General features: G+C 58.3%; 21 protein-coding genes. 3 read left to right on the top strand and 18 right to left on the bottom strand.

Annotated features, from left to right (window positions below; genetic code table 11):
• Together RPMA_RS19320 and RPMA_RS19325 are read right to left on the bottom strand one after the other, a co-directional pair.
• Window positions 1-363 carry a DUF3768 domain-containing protein gene (locus RPMA_RS19320; RefSeq protein ID WP_211909292.1) on the bottom strand — a complete coding sequence of 121 codons (363 nt, stop codon included), beginning with the start codon at window positions 361-363 and terminating at the stop codon, window positions 1-3.
• A 17-nt stretch (window positions 364-380) separates the two neighbouring features.
• Entirely contained in the window at window positions 381-773 is a 393-nt protein-coding gene (locus RPMA_RS19325) for a hypothetical protein (RefSeq protein ID WP_211909293.1), read from the bottom strand.
• Between the two features lie 483 nt (window positions 774-1,256).
• On the opposite strand from RPMA_RS19325, the gene RPMA_RS19330 reads away from it, so the two are divergent.
• Both RPMA_RS19330 and RPMA_RS19335 read left to right on the top strand, forming a co-directional pair.
• Window positions 1,257-2,714: a DUF4041 domain-containing protein gene (locus RPMA_RS19330; RefSeq protein WP_211909294.1), complete on the top strand. Its 1,458-nt coding sequence runs from the start codon at window positions 1,257-1,259 to the stop codon at window positions 2,712-2,714.
• A 3-nt stretch (window positions 2,715-2,717) separates the two neighbouring features.
• The gene (locus RPMA_RS19335) at window positions 2,718-3,038 is read left to right on the top strand and encodes a hypothetical protein (RefSeq protein ID WP_211909295.1); all 321 of its coding nucleotides are present in this window, start codon (window positions 2,718-2,720) and stop codon (window positions 3,036-3,038) included.
• A gap of 1 nt (window position 3,039) precedes the next feature.
• On the opposite strand, the gene RPMA_RS19340 is transcribed toward RPMA_RS19335, so the two are convergent.
• The 15 genes from RPMA_RS19340 to RPMA_RS19410 form a co-directional block, all read right to left on the bottom strand.
• Complete coding sequence (locus tag RPMA_RS19340) at window positions 3,040-3,552, bottom strand: hypothetical protein (RefSeq protein WP_211909296.1); 513 nt, start codon at window positions 3,550-3,552, stop codon at window positions 3,040-3,042.
• 91 nt (window positions 3,553-3,643) lie between these two features.
• Window positions 3,644-3,850 carry a hypothetical protein gene (locus tag RPMA_RS19345; RefSeq protein WP_211909297.1) on the bottom strand — a complete coding sequence of 69 codons (207 nt, stop codon included), beginning with the start codon at window positions 3,848-3,850 and terminating at the stop codon, window positions 3,644-3,646.
• Between the two features lie 120 nt (window positions 3,851-3,970).
• Window positions 3,971-4,447, bottom strand: coding sequence for a hypothetical protein (locus RPMA_RS19350; protein ID WP_211909298.1), 477 nt, complete (start codon window positions 4,445-4,447; stop codon window positions 3,971-3,973).
• A gap of 329 nt (window positions 4,448-4,776) precedes the next feature.
• Complete coding sequence (locus RPMA_RS19355) at window positions 4,777-5,184, bottom strand: hypothetical protein (RefSeq protein WP_211909299.1); 408 nt, start codon at window positions 5,182-5,184, stop codon at window positions 4,777-4,779.
• A 131-nt stretch (window positions 5,185-5,315) separates the two neighbouring features.
• On the bottom strand, window positions 5,316-6,215 hold the full coding sequence (locus RPMA_RS19360; protein WP_211909300.1) for a hypothetical protein: 900 nt from the start codon (window positions 6,213-6,215) through the stop codon (window positions 5,316-5,318).
• A gap of 152 nt (window positions 6,216-6,367) precedes the next feature.
• The gene (locus tag RPMA_RS19365) at window positions 6,368-6,964 is read right to left on the bottom strand and encodes a hypothetical protein (RefSeq protein WP_211909301.1); all 597 of its coding nucleotides are present in this window, start codon (window positions 6,962-6,964) and stop codon (window positions 6,368-6,370) included.
• A gap of 8 nt (window positions 6,965-6,972) precedes the next feature.
• On the bottom strand, window positions 6,973-7,176 hold the full coding sequence (locus tag RPMA_RS19370; RefSeq protein WP_211909302.1) for a hypothetical protein: 204 nt from the start codon (window positions 7,174-7,176) through the stop codon (window positions 6,973-6,975).
• 64 nt (window positions 7,177-7,240) lie between these two features.
• Complete coding sequence (locus tag RPMA_RS19375; RefSeq protein WP_211909303.1) at window positions 7,241-7,561, bottom strand: helix-turn-helix transcriptional regulator; 321 nt, start codon at window positions 7,559-7,561, stop codon at window positions 7,241-7,243.
• Between the two features lie 86 nt (window positions 7,562-7,647).
• On the bottom strand, window positions 7,648-8,184 hold the full coding sequence (locus RPMA_RS19380) for a hypothetical protein (RefSeq protein WP_211909304.1): 537 nt from the start codon (window positions 8,182-8,184) through the stop codon (window positions 7,648-7,650).
• 611 nt (window positions 8,185-8,795) lie between these two features.
• The gene (locus RPMA_RS19385) at window positions 8,796-10,019 is read right to left on the bottom strand and encodes an ABC transporter substrate-binding protein (RefSeq protein ID WP_211909305.1); all 1,224 of its coding nucleotides are present in this window, start codon (window positions 10,017-10,019) and stop codon (window positions 8,796-8,798) included.
• Between the two features lie 185 nt (window positions 10,020-10,204).
• Window positions 10,205-10,960, bottom strand: a complete 756-nt coding sequence (locus tag RPMA_RS19390; RefSeq protein ID WP_249225303.1) for a DeoR/GlpR family DNA-binding transcription regulator — start codon at window positions 10,958-10,960, stop codon at window positions 10,205-10,207.
• 74 nt (window positions 10,961-11,034) lie between these two features.
• Window positions 11,035-12,030: a 4-hydroxythreonine-4-phosphate dehydrogenase PdxA gene (pdxA, locus tag RPMA_RS19395; protein WP_211909307.1), complete on the bottom strand. Its 996-nt coding sequence runs from the start codon at window positions 12,028-12,030 to the stop codon at window positions 11,035-11,037.
• Window positions 12,027-13,280, bottom strand: coding sequence for a four-carbon acid sugar kinase family protein (locus tag RPMA_RS19400; protein ID WP_211909308.1), 1,254 nt, complete (start codon window positions 13,278-13,280; stop codon window positions 12,027-12,029). The genes pdxA and RPMA_RS19400 overlap by 4 nt, the downstream gene beginning before the upstream one ends.
• A 2-nt stretch (window positions 13,281-13,282) precedes the next feature.
• On the bottom strand, window positions 13,283-14,314 hold the full coding sequence (locus tag RPMA_RS19405) for a 2-keto-3-deoxygluconate permease (protein WP_211909309.1): 1,032 nt from the start codon (window positions 14,312-14,314) through the stop codon (window positions 13,283-13,285).
• A gap of 369 nt (window positions 14,315-14,683) precedes the next feature.
• A complete protein-coding gene (locus tag RPMA_RS19410; protein ID WP_211909310.1) occupies window positions 14,684-16,312 on the bottom strand; it encodes an ABC transporter substrate-binding protein in 1,629 nt (542 codons plus the stop codon).
• 406 nt (window positions 16,313-16,718) lie between these two features.
• On the opposite strand from RPMA_RS19410, the gene RPMA_RS19415 reads away from it, so the two are divergent.
• Window positions 16,719-17,027: a GIY-YIG nuclease family protein gene (locus tag RPMA_RS19415; protein ID WP_211909311.1), complete on the top strand. Its 309-nt coding sequence runs from the start codon at window positions 16,719-16,721 to the stop codon at window positions 17,025-17,027.
• Between the two features lie 333 nt (window positions 17,028-17,360).
• On the opposite strand, the gene RPMA_RS19420 is transcribed toward RPMA_RS19415, so the two are convergent.
• Window positions 17,361-18,899, bottom strand: coding sequence for an ABC transporter substrate-binding protein (locus tag RPMA_RS19420; protein ID WP_408056557.1), 1,539 nt, complete (start codon window positions 18,897-18,899; stop codon window positions 17,361-17,363).
• Between the last annotated feature and the right edge of the window lie 302 nt (window positions 18,900-19,201).

The following is a 19,201-nucleotide window of genomic DNA, read 5'->3' on the forward strand; positions in this document are numbered from 1 at the left end:
TCACCACTCATCGGCTCGTAAAATTGTCAAAACGCGCATCGTTACTGACGGGTCAAGCGGATCAGGTGAGCCAAACTCCATTTGGCGGTCGTAGGCGTCGATCTTCCAAAAGAAGCGCTCGCCATTCTGCTCGACTGCTCCGAAGTCGTGCTCACCATGCGGATCGTTGTCGGCCGTGAAATCGGAGAAATCGCGGATCGCCATAATCAATGCGGTCAACTCGTGCTCACGCAGTCGCTGCACACCAGCCGTGAGGAGCACGCGACTGCCGGGCTGAGCTAAAGGCAGCCGGCGCCGTAATTGATCGTTGAATTCTCGGATCGTTACTGGGCGGGATGTGTTCTCGCTGAATGGCTTTGCCATGGCTGTTACAACCTCCATCACGATTTCACCGATGGATGAAGGAGCGCGACTTGCTCAACCTTGCGCGTGAACTTGGCTGTGTCCTCGTCGTACTTGTGCCATCGCATGGTGAGCTTGCCATCGCTCATCGCAACGATCATGGCCGGAAAATATCCGGCACCTCGTTTATCGAACGCTGCCACGATGTGACCAATGGTTAGCTCGGACCATGGCTCCACAGAGATCGGCTTCGGTGGTTCGATGACTGGCATCGGACTGGTAGCCTCGACATCGGAAGCGGGGTCGGCCTCGATTTGATTGGCAATTGCCTTAACGGGCTTCGATTTTTTTGACGCGGCCTTATTCGCGGTAAGTTTGGATTTTGGCTTCGAGGGTTTCCCCTTGGCGTTGACTTTCTTCGCGGTCACCATGGGTTCAAGCCCTTCCAATAAATAAGACCCCGGAAGGGGCCTTTTGAAATCGATTGATCGGGCGTGCGGCACTGCGGTGGCGGAAAGCGCCTATAGGGCGCGGCCGTTGAGGACAGTTTCGACGGGACATTAGGGGCTCCTAGCGGGCGCGAAATGCGCCCTGTCGGGATTATATCAGTGGCCCAATGCCTTGTCAAGAATAAAATCCTATTATTCTGATGGGGAATTCAGATACTTCCGTCGATGTCCCCGTGCAACCACCGCAGCCACTACGGAGGACACCAGCGATTTACCCTGCGCTCAACTCAGCCCTTGCTTCAAACCGGGATGGTGCGGCTATGATCGAGGAAAGTACTGGGGGAGGCTTACGCATGGGCTTGGTTCTAATGCTCAACAGCCTAGCGGCTGTCGCAATGCTCACAGCACCTCTTGCAAACAGCCACGATGGCCGCTCGATTCCCCAAGCGATGCCGGAGGCGAGCAATGGCTGATTATGCGGCGGGAGAGCCCAGTGGCGACGTGCCTTGGTGGGGCGCACGCAAATACGCGCGGGCCTTGCTCGGTGAGGTGAGTAAACTCGCCCACGAGGTTGAAGCGGAAAAGGTGAAGACGCGACGGTTGGGTGAAATTGCGCAGAACCTACTCAACGACGCGAAGGAAATTCAGAAAGAGAACGAGCAACTGAAAGCTCAGATGGACAGACTCGGCTTCCTGTCGGCGATGGAGTTACAGGAAAGCCGATTAGTCCTGCAAGCCGAAACGGAGGCCTTGACCAAGCAGATCTCTGCACAGCGGTCGTTGATCGAAAGCGAACGTGAGCAGTTGAAGCAGCAAGTTTTGACCGCACGAACGAAAATCGTTGAGACCAACGAGATTGCGCTGCTGCAAGAAGCCGGGATCTATGAATATCGGCATCCGCTCCAAGATGTCGTCGCCTATCAAAGCGCGCTGAAGCGGCTTGATGATAGCATCAAGGCAGCTGTGAAACGTGATGGGCACGCCATTCAGGCAACGACCGACTGGACAGTCAACGGCTCGAAATCTGAGGGGCAGCGCATGGTGCGCGAAACCTCCAAACTGATGCTAAGAGCCTTCAATGCTGAAGCTGAGGCGATCATCCGTGGCTTGAAACCTTATAAGCGCGATAGTGCGGTTGATAGACTGCAGAAAGTTGAGGAGACGATCCGTCGCCTTGGCACCAGTATGAATATCCAAATATCGCGCGCGTATCTCCAGCTTCGTATCGACGAAATCGACCTCACGTCGGACTATTTGCAAAAGCAAGCCGAGCAGAAGGAAGCCGACCGGCAGGAACGCGAGCGGTTACGAGAGGAGCGGAAGGTTCTTCAGGAAATTGAACGTGAACGCGCCAAACTCGAAAAGGAACGTCAGCACTTCGCGAACGCCCTGCAAGTTCTGGAAGATAAAGGCGACGTCGAGGCTGCCGAGCGGGTCCGTGAACAGCTCAATGACGTCGCCAAGTCCATCGAGGACGTCGACTTCCGCGCGACGCACACTCGTGCAGGCTTTGTGTACGTCATCTCGAATGTGGGATCTTTTGGAGAGAGCGTCGTCAAAGTTGGCATGACCCGTCGTCTAGAACCCCGAGACCGCATCAAGGAGTTGGGCGACGCTTCCGTGCCGTTTGACTTCGATGTTCATGCTCTTTTCTTTTCAAAGGACGCTGTCGGCATCGAATCAGCCATGCACGACCGGCTAGCTGCCTTCCGGGTGAACGCTATTAACACAAGGCGCGAATTCTTTAGCGTATCTATCTCCGACGCCAAGGTGCATTTAAGCGAACTGGCTGGAGAGCTTCTTGAATTCAACGAGTTCGCTGAGGCTGACGAATATCGCCAAACACTTCGCCTTAGTGGATCGGTCTCGGAACAGCTCTCGATTTCGGTCATTGAGCCGCAGTTCGTCACAGCGACAGGATGACCAATGTTGCCCGAGGGACGCTACTCTGCATGGTTCCGAACTGATGATGCCGAAGGAATGGGTGTTATCGAGTTGAAGGCTGGCCGGATTACAGGTGGCGATACCGGCTTGAGCTATTTCGGCACGTATACGCAGGACCAGGACCAGTTCACGGCGACCATACGAACCGAACGACATTCGCCGGGTGGCATCGCGCTATTCGGTCTGGATGAAATCAACATTACCCTTGCCGGCAAGTTCAAAGATCGAACAGGTTCGGGCACCGGCCGCGTGAAGCAGGTGCCCGATGTAATATTCAACGTGACGCTAGTACGTATCGACTAAGCTACGTGATCTCTAAGGCAGTCTTGATGTCATCAAGCGTGACGTCGCCTATAACCCACCAGAAGTAAAGCGAGTCCTCATTCCAATCAATCAGCAGGCCGTCCATCGGATAGCGTCCGTCGGACATCTCGTCATATATGCCGTTCCAGACACCGCCGGTCGAAAGCACTGCCGCGCATGTAAAGAGCGAGGCCGAGCACAAATATGCTTTAGGGTCTTTCGGATCGCTGAGGGGCGCGGGCCCCTCGAAACGACCCACGATAGCCTTCATTAGATAATCGACAAACGTCGTAATTTGCGAGACGGCTTTTGCCGATAAGCGTTCGATTTCGACCCTTAGTAGTGCGTCGACTGCGACAAAGCACACCGATCCAAAGTTCGGTTCATCTCTATCTTCATCTAGATCTCCCCAACCGAGTGCGAGCATGGCTCGGCGTGATGATCGAAGTTTCTCTTTTAACTTCACCCGCGTGGCACGCTTCAGAAGCTTTTTCGGAGTTCGTTTATCGGACATATAGTTCTCCTTTTATGGTTAGACCCCGCCCACACTTCCTTTACGCGCGCCTCATTCGGAATCGCGCGATCTGGAAGCTCTGGCCATTCCTTCAATCGGAGAAGGAAAAGCGGAGCGCGATGGGTGAATAACCTTGGCCGCTTCCTGTCCGCTGGAAACCGATGACCGACATCAGATCATCGGTGCCAGCAGGTGCGCCGTACTTTGGTGCGCCCTGCTCGGTGACGGTGAACATTAGTTGGCCATCACGATTCCAGCGCTCGGCGATGAGCTCGCCGTTGCAGGCAGGCGCGATCATTCTGCGCGACAAATCGACAGCGCTATTCGGCCTGGATGCAGCCGAACATCGAGCTATCGGGAATCCAAAGAAACAAGCAGGCTCGGGCACCGGCCGTGTGAAGCAGGTGCCCGATGGGTTTCACACGCTGGCTAGTTCGCTTACGTCGTCATCACACAATTCCTCAACATCAGCTGCCGCATACGCCTCTTCATCAAAGTATTCGTATGCGGCCATGAGGTCATCCAGTTCGGCCGGTATCGGATCGTGGCCCCTGTAGAGTTCTGTTCCGAACTCTATCCACGTGGCGCCCGACAAGGTGATGATCATAAATTTCATAAGCTCTGTACCTGCGCACAGCAGCTCATATCGCTTGTCATTGAAGTAGTCGCGAACATCTCGAGCTTCCACCGATTGCACTAGGAAATTGAACGCAATCAATTCAGATCGAAGCCTTCGCAGTTTGCGGCCTCTTTGGGAAACGATGTTCTCAAACAAACGTACGTCGGCAGCGATCCACAATAGTCGGTTCGAAAAGAGTGCGAACGCCTTTAGCTCATTGCCAACTTCAAGATGCTCATTGATGCGTCGACCCGTGCTCAGATACTTTCTTCTCATCTCGTTTGTCTCCATTCAGGTTAAAAGCAGCCCACGAAGCTTTTACCTATCGCATCGACCCGAATGAGCTTAGCGCACGCCCTGTGATCGGCGACACCACAGCGAGCACCTGCCGATCCGATAGGTCAATGCGATGGAGCTTCACAGGGCTGGATTTCGAGCCATTTCTTTTTCGCGTTAGATATTTTCCGTACGCGCGAAATGACCGCTGAATGTGGATTGGCGCTTCGAGCCCTCCATGTTCTCTGACAAAATAGGCGGGCAATCATGCCCGCCCAGCCATTTTGCTCGAACTGATTTAGCTCAATTTAGAAAGATCAGGAATGAGCTTATGATTCGAAGAATTCGCAATGCACCATTAGGTCCTTGATATCTTGCGGTACAGCCTCCTCCCCTAACTCAAAATCGACAGCATCGATCGTCCATCGACCGCCAGACGACGTCGTCTGCAAGAAGTTTGCGAGTTGGCTTGCGCAGAAAAATAATCGACGCTGTCTCTCGATGTAGTGACGCTTGAGTGGCGCCTTCGGTAGAGATTTCGCGATGGTCAAGAATTCGGTGACTTCCTGCTGCATCTGCTCCAATTTGCGGCGATCAGCGGCATCAACTTTCTCCACAAGGCTATGCCGTGCCATGAGGCACAACACCTTGCTGCTGAATAAAAATAGCGCCTTCATTGAGTTGCCCTTACCTAATTGGTCGAGAAGTTCTTCATTGAAGGTCATCACGTCGATCATGTTTTCTCTCCTTGCGTGGTTGCGCGACCAAATTAGTTCGGTCGATATCCTTTACTTGCGTGTACATGCCCGGGGATGCGATCTGTCAGTCAACCATTCTTGCGGTTCACCACCTGAGCGGATCCAACGTGTTAAGAGTCTTCTTCAGGCGTGAAGTGATCGCGGAATGCTGACTGACGCTTGGAGCGCAAACGATGGGGCAACCGGCGCAACGCTTCCTCTTTGATTGCTTTCAGGATGGGTTTTCCTGCACCGCCAGCGAATACCCACTTGTCGAGGTGTGCATTCTGCATGAGCGCCCGAACCTTGATCGCCAGGCCGGGATTGGCAGGTTTATCTCGCTGACGGAACGCCCCGGTAGGCTCTTTCTGCACCATGCCATCCTCGTCGACACGCTCGCGCATGACGGGATAAGCACGATAGTTTTTGACAATGCCCTTCAACGGATACAGTAGGACCCACTTCAGGTCGCTCGCTGCGATTAGCTCTTTGTGAAAGGCTGGGCGGCTTGGAAGCAAGCTCGAATAGGCGCGATTGGCCTCCGCAAACCGCTGCTCCAGCGCGACAATATCAGGCGAAAACACGATCGCGTGGACGTGATAATGATAAGCGTGACCGCGAAGCAGCAGATATTGCCAATTCGTGTACGGAGCGATCTCCACGTTGGCGATGTAATCGAAGCCAGTCAGAACCCTCTTTGCCCAACGGTGGATGTGGCGAACGTCGAACTCCATCGCGTGATCGAAGGACATGGCGAAGTCGCTAGGTGTCAGCGTGACGAGGTAGCATTGCCGACGGTGGCCATACTTGAACCCTTCGCGCAGCCAAATTTTTGCAAAATTAACCCGCGCTTGAAGGTTATTGGCGGCCAGAAAAGGCGCATCGCGCTTCCGCAGCTCCCTCAGCAACGCCTTCTTCTCCTTCCGGGTTTTTCGGCAGTACCCTGATCGGATATGCTTCTTCAGCTTCTGGAATTGCTCATTATGCTTGGCCCAGAAAACGGGCCATGCGACATCGTTTCGTGGATGCATGAGGCACCTATCGATTGAGGATTGTGTACGGGGGTGTGGTCAACAGGGCCTAGCGGGCTTAATCGATAAGCTGGATAGGCCTATTGGTGAGGTGTCGGTGGGGGAAGTGGGGTTACAGGTAACCGCCCCACCAAAGGTCCTTTACCTGCCGATTAGCCGGGAGGAGCACGGCCGGGTACGCGCTGGATAACTTTCTCTGCGTCTAAATTGTAACCGTCATCAACACATCGGCGGCGTCGGCGATGAGGGCGGACGGGCGCGGTCACCGATATGAAAATGCGCGTTCGCTGGTCGGCTATAACTTCGAAATTCCGGCGCTCGCCGATCTCAAGAGTCTCCTCAAAACTCCGATGACCTGCCTCACCGCCGATGCGAACAACCGTCTGGGCCATTTCGACGACCTTCAGCGCCGCCCTAGTTTTGCGTTTCGACGTGTTAATCTGCGCAGAGGCTTCAAGAAAAGCCGGTATTTGTTCGGCCGGAATCCGCTTCTCAAATGCGGGCTCCAAGCGCTTCGCCCACTCGCTTGCCCATGCACGCTGAGCTTTGGAGTTTCCACGTATCGCGATTAGTGCAAACCGCAGAACGTTATCGCCATTCGCCTTTGGCCGTGGGTACCCTTCCCAAAACTGATCGTCTCGAAACTTAAGCAGCGCCTCAGTATCCTGCCGAAGCGTATTCGCCACTTCATAAGCTGACGCGATTAGATTGCGTCTAGCAACGGTCTCAGCTTGGTCGAGTGCACTCATTGCATTGTTCAACCTCCCCAACATTTGGAGGGGCCAACGCGAGCGATATCGGCATTAGCAATTATCCGCGTCTGCAGTTCAATTGCATCGGCGAAATCTTCCGGCTCGATAATCGGGAATCCGGAATTTTTCCCGAGCTTTTCGCCAATCTGCGCCGCGTGCGGCTCCGGATTGCCGCGACCAGCCGAGCTTTTGATGGACTCACTTGTCATCGCTGTGTCCTGACAATTATTTTACTGATGGTATTACGGAGGATCTCCGCTGACCGCCCACCTGTCAGTCCGAATCTAACTTCGTGCCGCTGCTCATATTGCTGGCTGGCGATGAGTTGCCGTCGTACAGAGCACGCACGTTGGCGTGTCGCGCTCGATCGCTCGCCGCCTTCAGGAAGGCGCGAACGCTCGCGACCTGTACTACAGTCACGCGCTCAGACAACTTGAGGGTCGCGAGCCTTCCTTCGGCGATCCATTTCCATACTGTCGATCGTGACACGCCATGGACAGGGCCACCAACAGCGTACAGCCGCTCGATACGCACGGTGCCAGTAGCTGGCAGCCCGTCATCAAGTATTTTCGGAATTTGAGATTCATCATCCATACCTGAACGATGAACCAATTCTGCAGAGAGTATTAGCTGTTTCTAATTCCGCGAATTCTGAGAATTTCCCAGATTTTTTCTGCGGATTATTCTGCCAGGAAAGGGGTATTGATAAATTTCCCAACCAATTCACGAAGTTCTTCGCGAGAATTATGGAAGCCAACCACAACGGATTTCTTTCTCCGTCCCCCGCCTCCCGTAGGCAATGCACAGCGCAGTTTCATGTAGATTGACGTATTGAACAGGTCACGGCCCATATGCCGACTAAGATGGGGGCGGAGCAAATCCCAAAGCGGTTCAAAGGGAATCAGGGTCCCATGTTCTTCGGCGAATTCCTCTATCAGTGTGACGAGGCCGTCGATTTCAAACTCGCACAGTTCTGTTCGTTTCTTCTTTGACTTCTTAGCCCGCAAAAGGCGGGCAATTTGGGCCTGCTTAAGTACCACGTACAGCATGGAGCGCTTCGGCCAGGTCTCGGGGTCACGAACAACTCCAGCGAACAGAACTAACCGCAGATCGTCGAGCCAATAAGGCAGCGACTTGATATCGAACGGTCGTGGAGGGCCCTTACCATCCCAGCCAAAGGCCGTTGCTTTTCCCGAATTGATTGCATCGAACAACACACGACAAGATGCAGCGAACGTCCTTCCGACCGTAAGATAGTGCCGCCCTCGATAAGCGACCTTCTTTGCAGTAAGATTTTTCGAAAGCGGCGAATACACGTCCCGCGCTAATGTCCGCTCTCCCATTACACGATATGGCAACAGCCTCCAGGCTCGCCCTGCCCCCAAGATCGCCCATGCATCCCCTCACCAATAATGTTCAACGCATCGTGTACTGCGACGAAGGTCTTGGGCGCCTGTTTGTTGATGTACTTCAGCAAATGGCGTGACTTTGCCTGGGCTGGCTGGGCTTTCATTAGGGCTCGACTTGCATGAATCAATTGGAGCCGTAATTCTAGCTGCTGCCCCGCTACCGTCGAGTGTTGGTCCAAATGTGGTTTTCCGCACTCTTCGACAGATTAAATGTGAGTATTCCCAGTATTTTAGCCGTCGAATGCGAGTCCGGCAGGGGCACCATCGATCTCACATCAGCCGGAACGACCATCGGAGCCGCCGGTAGCCTCACCGGTTCCGGCGCCATCCGAAGAATGTCTGCATCTGCGCATGTGACATGAGATCACCTGCAGGCGCGATGATCGTCGCGTCTGCAGGTTCAGCGACCGGTCGTCTTGCTACTTCTTCGCCGTCACCATCGGGCATGCGCTGGCCGAGAGCGGCGCGAAGGCTTCATCGGCTTTCACCGTGGAGAGGATCTTGAGCACGTCATAGGGGTCCTTGACCTCGCTCTGCTTCCTCACTTCGGCCAGATACATGTCATGGACCATCAGATTGTCCGGACGCAGCTTGCCGTTGCGCAGGAAGGCGTCGTCGAAAGTACGGCCCTGCAGATCCTTCACCACAGCTGCCGGATCCTTTGTGTTCGCCGCTTCCACCGACTTGATGTAGTTCAGCGTCGATGAATAGACACCGGCCTGCATCATGCTCGGCGGCTTGCCCATCTTGGCGGCGTAGCGCTTGGAGAATTCGCGGGTGCGATCATCCATGTTCCAGTAGAAGCCGGAGGTGACGAGCAGCCCCTGCGCGCTCTTGAGGCCGACGCTGCGGATGTCGTTCACATCGAGCAGCAGCGCGATCATCTTCTGATCGCCGCCCATCAGGCCGAATTCCTCCGCCTGCTTGATGACGTTCTGCGTGTCGCTGCCGGCATTGGCCACGGCGATCACCTTGGCGCCCGATGATTTCGCCGTCAGCAGTTGCGACGAGAAATCCGCCGTGTTGATCGGATGCGGTGCGCGGCCGAGTGCCTTGCCGCCGCCCTTCACCGCCACCTCGGTGACATCGCGCTCCAGCGCATGGCCGAACGCATAGTCCGCGACGATGAAGAAGAAGGTGTTGTCGCCGCGCTGGATCATCGCCTTGGCGGCGACATTGGCGAGCGCATAGGTGTTGTAGGTCCACTGGATGAAATTCGGCGAACAGAATTTTCCGCTCAGATCTGCCGAACCGCCGGCAGATGTAATGAACATCTTGTTGCGCTCTTTGGCGAAGGTCTGCACGGCGATGCAGACCGACGACACCGGCACGTCGAGAATGACATCGACGCCTTCTTGATCGTACCACTGGCGCGCGATATTGCCGCCGACATCGGGCTTGTTGAGATGGTCGGCCTGGATGATCTGGATCGGCTTGCCGAGCGCCTTGCCGCCGCATTCCTCGATGGCGAGTTGTGCGGCCGCCACCGAGCCTGCACCACCATTGTCGGCGAACAAACCGGTCATGTCGGTGAGTACGCCGAATTTGAGCGGGCTGTCGTTCGCTGCGCGGACGATGGCCGGTGATGCGATGAGACCGAGACCGGTGGCACCCACGCCAGCCAAAAACGTACGACGCTTCATATCAGTTTTCTCCCTGTTGATTTTGTATTTGCGGGGAGATTGCGTTGCGATGCGCGGTGACGCAAGACGCTGCGGCGTGTTTTCGGATCAAAGACGCGCGAATTGAGATGACCAAGCGCGATTGCCGCAACCATAAGTCAGCGAGCCATTCACATATGTGAATTGGACGAAGAATGTAGGGCGTGTCACCCGGCGATCACGACCCGCGCCCCGCTAGCCGCGAACATCACGCGCTGACTGTTGGCCGCATCGCCATCTGTCACGAGCGTCCAGTGCGGCGGCAACGGTGCCCAGGCATCCTGTTCGGCGCGTCCGAGCTTGGCTGCGTCGGCCAGCACGATCACATCTTTGGCCTGCTGCATCATCAGCGACTTCAGAGCGACCTGTTCGAGATCAGCTTCGCAAAGCCCGCGGCCATCGACCACGCCATCGGCGCTCATGATAGCGCGGTCAGCCGTCATGCGGCGAAGTGCTTCGGCCGCCAGCGGCCCCATGGTGCTCATGCTGGTGGCGCGAATGGTGCCGCCGAGCACGATCAGCTCGATCCCCGGCGCCTTGGCGAGGAAAGGCAACAGCGCGAGATTATTGGTGATGATGCGCAGCTTGCGTTGCAGCAGCATCCGACCAAAGGCTGCCACCGTGGAGCCGGCATCGAGGATCAGCGTCTCGCCATCCGTGATGAGATCGGCGGCTGCCTGGGCGATCGCCTGCTTGGCTTTGCCCTGCACGGCGATACGCTGGTCGAGCGTCGCCTCGGCCACATGGCCGGTGAGAATGGCGCCGCCATAGGTGCGGCGCACATGATTGTTCTTGGAAAGAAACTGCAGGTCGCGGCGGACGGTCGAGGCGGACACGTCGAAACGACGCGCGAGATCGTCGACATCGATCTCGCCGGCATTGAGCGCATCCAACAGGCGCGCCCGCCGTTCCTTGCTGCGCATCGACATTGTTTCCCGGCCCCTTCCCTGACGCTTCGTTACGTCATCGCGTCAGGAGCCGGGGACGTCAAGCCGACTTAAGCCGCCTTCGGCGCGAGATCGACCGCCTGGCGCAGCGCCTCGATCAGGCTGCGCTCGTCGGCAATGCCCTTGCCGGCGATGTCAAAGGCAGTGCCGTGGTCCACCGAAGTGCGGATCACAGGCAGGCCAACGGTGATGTTGACGCCGGATTCGAGGCCGAGCACCTTGATCGGACCATGGCCCTGATCGTGATACATGGCGACCACCATGTCGTAGTCGCCGCGACCAGCGAGGAAGAACAGCGTATCGGCCGGCAGCGGGCCACGCACGTCCCAGCCCTTGGCCTGGCACTTCTCGACGGCAGGCGTGATCTTCTCGGCTTCCTCGCCATATCCGAACAGGCCGTTCTCGCCGGCATGCGGATTGATGGCGCAGACGCCGATCTTCGGATTCTTGATGCCGGCCTTTACCAGCACCTCATGGCCGCGCGTGATGACGCGCTCGACCAGGCCCGGCTCGATCTTCTTGATGGCGTCGATCAGGCCGATATGCGTGGTCACGTGAATGACGCGCAGCTTCGGCGAGACCAGCATCATCGACACTTCCGGCGTGCCGGTGAGATGCGCGAGCAGCTCGGTATGGCCCGGATATTTGTGCCCGGCCGCATGCAGCGCTTCCTTCGAGAGCGGCGCGGTGCAGATGCCCTGGGCGAGCCCGGCCTGCACCACCTGCACGGCCTTTTCGATATAACGATAGGCGGCTTCACCAGCCACCGGCGAGTTCTGTCCGAACGGCAAATCGGCCGGCACGTTCTTCAGATCGACGCACTGCACATTCTTCGACGCGAAATTCGCATCTTTTGCATCCGCGAGCGCATCGACTTCGAGCGACGAGCCGACGATCTTGCCGGCCTGACGCAGGCGGCCAGCATCGCCGATCACCAACATGTTGCACAGCGCCTGCGCTTCCGGCTGGGCGAGCGCCTTCATGATCACTTCGGGGCCAATGCCGGCCGGATCGCCCATGGTGATCGCAATGGTCGGACGGGTCATGAGAAGCTTCCTTTGGTTCGGACGGCGCGAAGACGTTCGCTGATACGGATAAGGCTCATCTCGTCACCAAAGGCACCGGCCTTGGTGGCGATGGGCACGGAGAGTTGGCCAAGCGTAAGGCCGAGCGACACGCCCGGCTCGATTTCATCGGCAAGGCGGATGCCGTTGACGCCGAAGCGCGACAGCAGCGCTGCAGCGGTCTCGCCGCCAGTGGCCGCGAAGGCACCGATGGATGGCGCGACGCTTTCCAGCGTCACGGCGAGGCCTTCAGCGAGCTTGGGGCCGAGCGCCATATTGAGTTCGCCTTCCATCATGATCTCCACCAGCGCGTCGCCGCCGGAGCCAAGATGCTTCGAGACGCTCGCTGCGAGCGTTACGCGCTCTGGTGCATTGGCATCGAGCAGAGTCTCAGGCGCCACCGGGAAATGTTTCACGGTGCCGGTTGCTTCGAGCTTTCGCGCAGCCGAGCGCGAGGCGCCGGCGACCGAGCCCACCACGATCAAGGTGCCCTGCTCACTCACGGGAATCTTCAAAGGCTCGACTGCATTGCCGGCATCGAGGCCAGCCAGCGCATGGGCGAGACCGGCGCTGCCGATGAAGAAGGTCGCCTTCGACGCATGCAGGCTCGCTTCGGCAATCAAATGCAGATCGTGATCGGTCTCGGCGTCACAGGACGCGACGACATCGCCTTCGGCTGCGAGCTTGGCAAAGACGGATTTGAGATTGCCGCCACGGATGGTGGCGAGCGTCACCTTCTCGCCGCGGATGCCGGCGGTGGCCAGCACATCGACGAGATCGGCATTGGGATAGGTGTGGTCGCGCTGCCAGACTTCGGCGTCTTCAAGCGGCGCGCCCTTCACAAGGATACGGCCATCGATCGTGGTACGGCCGGTGGCCGGAAACGCCGGAGCGAACACACCAAAGCCGGCGCCGACATTGGTTTTGAGATAATCGAGCGCAGCCTTCGTCTCAGCTGCGGGTTGGCCCCGCAGCGTCGAGTCGATTTTCTTGAACAGCGTGCGGCCGGGCTCGCACAAACGAGCCAGGATATCCGCATGCCGCTTTGCTGCGTCCGCGGCACTCATGCCGCGGCTCGCCGCATCATAGGCCATGACCGGAAGCTGGTGATCCGACGCATCGGATATTTCGCCCCATGTCACCGCGGCTGCCTGTCCCCTTCGCCCAAAAGCGATGGCGCAGTCTGCAGCACCGGTGAGATCGTCCGCGAGGATCAGCCAGCGATCAGTCATGTTTAGTGTCCAGCTGCTGGAGCCGAGGATGCCGGCACTTCTGCAGGCGTGGCGGCTGCTTCTTCTGCCGGCTCGACTTCTCGGCCGACGATCTTTGCAGTCCAGGCGGTGGCGATCGGCACCAGGATGGCGGTGACGACGACGCAGGCTGCAACCAGGATGGTCGCAGGTGCGGCGGCTTCCGCATAGGCCGGGTTGGCGGCAGCGACGATGGCGGGCACGGCAGCCGCGTTCCCTGCGGTCGAAGCCGCTGCGACACCGGCGACGCCATTGCCGCCGATCAGGCGGTCAGCGAAGAACAGCGGAATGCCGGTGAACACGACGACGGCGACGCCCATGCCGAGGCCGAGCAGACCAGCCTGCCAGACCTTGCTGAGATCGAGACCTGCACCGAGCGCGAAGGCGAAGAACGGAATCATCACCGGGATCGCCTTGCTGAGGAATTCGCGCATCTCGCGATCGAGATTGCCGATGAGCATGCCGACGGCCAGCGGCAGGATCGCGCCGACCAGCGTCTGCACCGGGAATGCCGACAGACCGGCGACACCGAGCGTGATCATGGTGAGGAACGGGCCGCTTTCCAGCGACATGATGGTGTAGGCACCGACGTCACGCGGACGGCCATACTGGCCCATCAGCGCCATGTAGAGGCCGCCATTGGTGTCGTTCATCGAGGCGACGATGGCGAGGGTCGAGAGACCGGCGAACATGCCGGCGGTCACAGGGGCTTCAGCGAAGCCGAGGACGCGGCCGAAGATCAGGCCGAGCACCATGGCGGTGGCGACCTTTACGATCAGCAGCGTGCCGCCCTTTTTGACGATGTAGGGGGTCGCCTTGATGTCGATGCTGGCGCCCATGCAGACATAGAACACGGCGAGAATGGTCAGGGCGCCCGAGAACAGCGCGCCGGTGAAGGAGCCGAAATATTTCGGGGTGCCGGGGAAGAAGGTCGCGATAAGCGCGCCGGCCAGAAGCGGGACCACCATCATACCGCCCGGGACTTTTTCAATCGCCCGTTTAATTGGAATCTGCATTTTCGTATTCCTCTGCCTATTTTGCGCATTTTGCCCTAACGGCCCCAGCGCGGGCGGCGGTTTATGCGCATGACACGCAAATGACAACCCTGTTTTGCGCATTGTGCGCATCTTCTAAAAGTGTCTTAACGCCGGCTGGTTCCCGGCTCCCCTGCCACGGAAATCTCGCAATATTCCCGAAATCGACGTCGGATCGGTGCAAAACAGCGCTGAACAAAGGTGGCTGGAGACGTTTTACGCAAGGACGCTGCAAGCCCGTCGCAGCGGCCGCAGCCTTGCCGCAACAAAAAGCGCCGGCCTGAAGGTTCAGGCCGGCGCGCCGGTTCGTCAGGATGTGACGGCAATGAGGCGATCAGTCGCCTGCCGCGATCAGTCCTTCTTGTCGATGTTCCAGAACATCGGGATAGCCGCGCCCGAGGTGACGCCGGTCAGCGATTTCCGCCACACGCTTGGCACCTTGTATTCGCCGAGCGGGATGTAGATCACCTTGTCATAGACTTCCTTCTGCACTTCGGCGGCGAGCTTCTTCTGCTCGTCCGGCGAGGTCGCACGCGCATATTTGTCGCGCAGCTCTTCCAGCTTGGCGTCTTCGGTCCAGCCGAACCAGCCGCCATTGCTCTTGCCGCGACCCGAGGTCGAGACGTTGGCGATCGGATTCAGGATGTCGGCGACGACCCAGTTGGTGAAGAACATGTTCCAGCCGCCTTCCTTCACAGGCTTCTGGCTGGCGCGGCGGGTGACGACGGTCTGCCAGTCGGTGGCCTGCACCTCGACCTTGAAGCCGGCATCACGCAACTGCTGTGCGGCGACGATCGGCTGCGCCTTCAGCGTGGTGACGTCGGTCGGCGCCATGATGACGACGGGCGTGCCGTCGTAACCGGATTCCGCGAGCGCCTTCTTTGCGGCCTCCATGCCGTTGCCCTTGATCAGCGTTTCAGCGCCGGCATCGGTGGCATTTGGCGTGTTGCAGCCGAACACCGCGCCGCACACCGTGTAGTATTTGGGATCGCCGACCAACGCATCAAGCACAGGCTTCTGGCTCAGCGCCAAAAATGCCGCGCGCCGGACTTTCGGATTATCGAAGGGCGGATTGAGGAAGTTCATGCGACCCAGCGTCTGGAAGCCGAGTGTGTTGAGTACCTCGACCTGCAGATCCTTGTCCTTCGACAGGATCGGTAACAAGTCGAACGGACCGTTCTCCATGAAATCGATGTCGCCGGATTGCAGCGCATTCACTGCGGTCTGTGCGTCGGGCATGGTGATCCATTCGACGCGATCGACCTTCACCACCTTGCCACCGGCCTGCCAATCGATCGGCTCGGAGCGCGGCTTGTACTCCTTGAACTTCTCGTAAACGACCTTCACGCCCGGCTGGAATTCAGCCTGCACGAATTTGAACGGACCCGAACCGATCTGCTCAGGGATCGACTTGTCGGTCGGCGTTTCAGCAAGACGCTTCGGCATCATGAACGGCACGGCCGAGGACGGCTTGCCGATCGATTCCAGAACGAGGCCGTAGGGCTCCTTCAGCGTCAGCACGATGGTCTTGGCATCGGGTGCCTCGATGCTCTTGGTGAAGTCCATGAGCTTCTGGCCCATGCCGTCGCGGGCACCCCAGCGCTTCAGCGAGGCGACGCAATCTTCTGCCGTCACCGGTTTGCCGTCGTGCCACAACAGGCCGTCGCGGAGCGTGAACGTATAGACCAGCTTGTCGTCGGAGACCTTCCAGTCGGCCATCTGCGGCTTGATCTCGTATTTCGAGTTCATGCCGAGCAGCGTGTCGTACACCATGTAGCCGTGATCGCGGGTGATGTAGGCCGTGGTAATGATCGGATCGATCACGCGGAGATCCGAATGCATCACCGCGGTAATCGTCTTGCCGGCCGCATCCGCGGGCGACGACATCATCGGCAGCGCGAGCGCAGCAGCGAGTGCCAGGCCAGGCAGCGTGACTTTTGTGAAGGAAGTGGAGTGCCGCCAACGTGACATCATAGACATTCGATCTCTCCTGACTTGAATCTGGTCATAGGCCGATGATTGCTTATGCAATGCGATCCATTTTTGAGCGTTTCGCATTTGTCTTTATGATTTAGACTTCAAAGACTTGCATCAAGCAGGAGGCGCGTCAATCGCGATTTCGTCGCGTACCGAAACGTCGCAGCGCGCGACGGAATATGCGGAGTGCGAGCGAAGAGAGAGGGTCGGAAGCTGCGCGCACTTGTCCCTCATCCTGAGGAGCGCACTCTTGTGCGCGTCTCGAAGGATGGCGGCACGCTCGGAGCCGAGCCAGCTCATGGTTCGAGACGGCGCTGCGCGCCTCCTCACCATGAGGGCTGCGCTGTAGCGCTTGACTCCACGGCCCCAGCCGCCATCCTCACTCGGCTTAAAGCGGGGCGAGACGCGCATGCTGGAAGGGGCTTGTGTCTACATCTTGCGATGCGCCGACCGTAGCTACTATGTCGGCATCACGCGCGGCGATCCCGAACTGCGACTAGCGCAGCACAATGTCGGGAGCTTTCCCAGCTATACAATCACACGCCGTCCCGTTGAAATGGTGTTCGTCGAGTGGTTCGAGCGGATCACTGATGCCATTGAAAGCGAGCGCCAGATCAAGCGCTGGAGCCGCGCCAAGAAGGAAGCCCTGATCCGAGGCGATTTTGCCGCATTGCGGATGCTGGCGTCGCGGAAGGGGCGGAGCAAACCGTGCGTGTGACGACCGCTGGAGCTTTTCTGCACATGATTCGAGACGCGGGCCTTTGGCGCGCTCCTCACCACGAAGGTGGTGGGTGGGGCTGGATATGGACGAAGCGGCCGCAAGCTCTCCCCTTATCAAACTCCGCCCTCATCCTGAGGAGCGCGCTCTTGCGCGCGTCTCGAAGGATGGCGGCAAGCTCCGAGCCAAACCAACTCATGGTTCGAGACGGCGCCAAGTGGCGCCTCCTCACCATGAGGGACTGTGAGTGTGCGCTCCAAAAACAAAAAACGCCGGCCTGATTGCTCAGGTCGGCGTTCGGTTGCTTCACACGGACCGCCGAAGCAGAGGTGATCAGTCCTTCTTGTCGACGTTCCAGAACATCGGAATGGCCGCGCCCTGGGTCAGGCCGGTGATCGAAGTGCGCCAGATGCTGGGCACCTTGTATTCGCCGAGCGGAATGTAGATCACCTTGTCGTAGATCTCCTTCTGGATCTCGGCGGCAAGCTTCTTCTGCTCGTCAACGCTGGTCGCACGGGCATACTTGTCGCGCATCACTTCCAGCTCGGCATCTTCGCTCCAGCCGAACCAGCCGCCATTGCTCTTGCCGCGGCCGGAGGTCGCGACGTTGGCGATCGGGTTCAGGATGTCCGCACCGACCCAGTTGGAGAAGAACATGTTCCAGCCGCCTTCCTTCACAGGCTTCTGGCTGGAACGACGGCTGATGATGGTCTGCCAGTCGGTGGCCTGCACTTCGACCTTGAAGCCGGCATCGCGCAGCAGCTGAGCACCGACGATTGGCTGCGTCTTCAGCGTGGTCACGTCAGTCGGCGCCATGATGACCACCGGGGTGCCGTCATATCCAGCTTCGGCAAGCAGCTTCTTGGCCTCGGCGACGCCATTGCCCTTGATAAGGGTTTCGGCGCCGACATCGGTGGCATTCGGCGTATCGCAGCCGAACACCGCACCGCAGACCTTGAAGTATTTGGGATCGCCGACCAGCGCATCCAGCACCGGCTTCTGGTTCATCGCCAGGAAGGCCGCGCGGCGGATCTTCGGATTGTCGAAAGGCGGATTGAGGAAGTTCATGCGCGTGAAGGTCTGGAAGCCCAGCGGATTGAGCACCTCGATCTTCAGCTCCGGATCCTTCGACAGGATCGGCAGCAGGTCGTAGGGACCATTCTCCATGAAGTCGATGTCGCCGGACTGCAGCGCATTCACCGCGGTCTGCGCATCGGGCATGGTGATCCATTCGACGCGATCGACCTTGACCACCTTGCCGCCGGCCTGCCAGTCGGTCGGCTCGGAGCGCGGCTTGTACTCCTTGAACTTGTCGTAGACGGCCTTCACGCCCGGCTGGAATTCCGACTGCACGAATTTGAACGGACCGGAGCCGATCTGTTCGGGAATCGACTTGTCCGGCGCGGTCTCGGCGAGGCGCTTCGGCATCATGAACGGCACGGCCGAAGACGGCTTGCCGATCGACTCGAGCACAAGGCCGTAGGGCTCCTTCAGCGTCAGCACGATCGTCTTGGCATCGGGCGCCTCGATGCTCTTGGTGAAGTCCATGAGCTTCTGGCCCATGCCGTCGCGGGCGCCCCAGCGCTTCAGCGAGGCAACGCAGTCTTCCGCGGTCACCGGCTTGCCGTCATGCCACAGCAGGCCGTCGCGCAGGGTAAATGTATAGACGAGCTTGTCGTCGGAGACCTTCCAGTCGGCCATCTGCGGCTTGATCTCGTATTTCGAGTTCATGCCAAGCAAGGTGTCATACACCATATAGCCGTGGTCGCGGGTGATATAGGCGGTGGTGATGATCGGATCGAGCACGCGCAGATCGGAATGCATCACCGCGGTGATGGTCTTGCCGGCGGCGTCCGCGGGCGACGACATCATCGGCAGCGCGAGCGCGACGGCGACTGCCAAACCCGGCAACGTAAACTTCGTGATGGCCGCAGACTGCCGCCAACGTAACATATCAAACACTCAAGCTCTCCTGACTGGATTCTCACCATCGACCGACGATCGATTGTGCAACGCGATAGAATTTTAGGCTGCTTCGCGTATTGCCTTTGTTAATTAGGCATTCGAGCCTTGCATCATGCGCGATGCCGGTCAATCGTGTTTTCGACGCGATGCATCGACTCGCTCCAAACAACGCATTTGACAGAATCTGTGCGCAACGAAACGGGCGATGC

The organism is Tardiphaga alba (genome assembly GCF_018279705.1).
GTDB lineage: Bacteria > Pseudomonadota > Alphaproteobacteria > Rhizobiales > Xanthobacteraceae > Tardiphaga > Tardiphaga alba.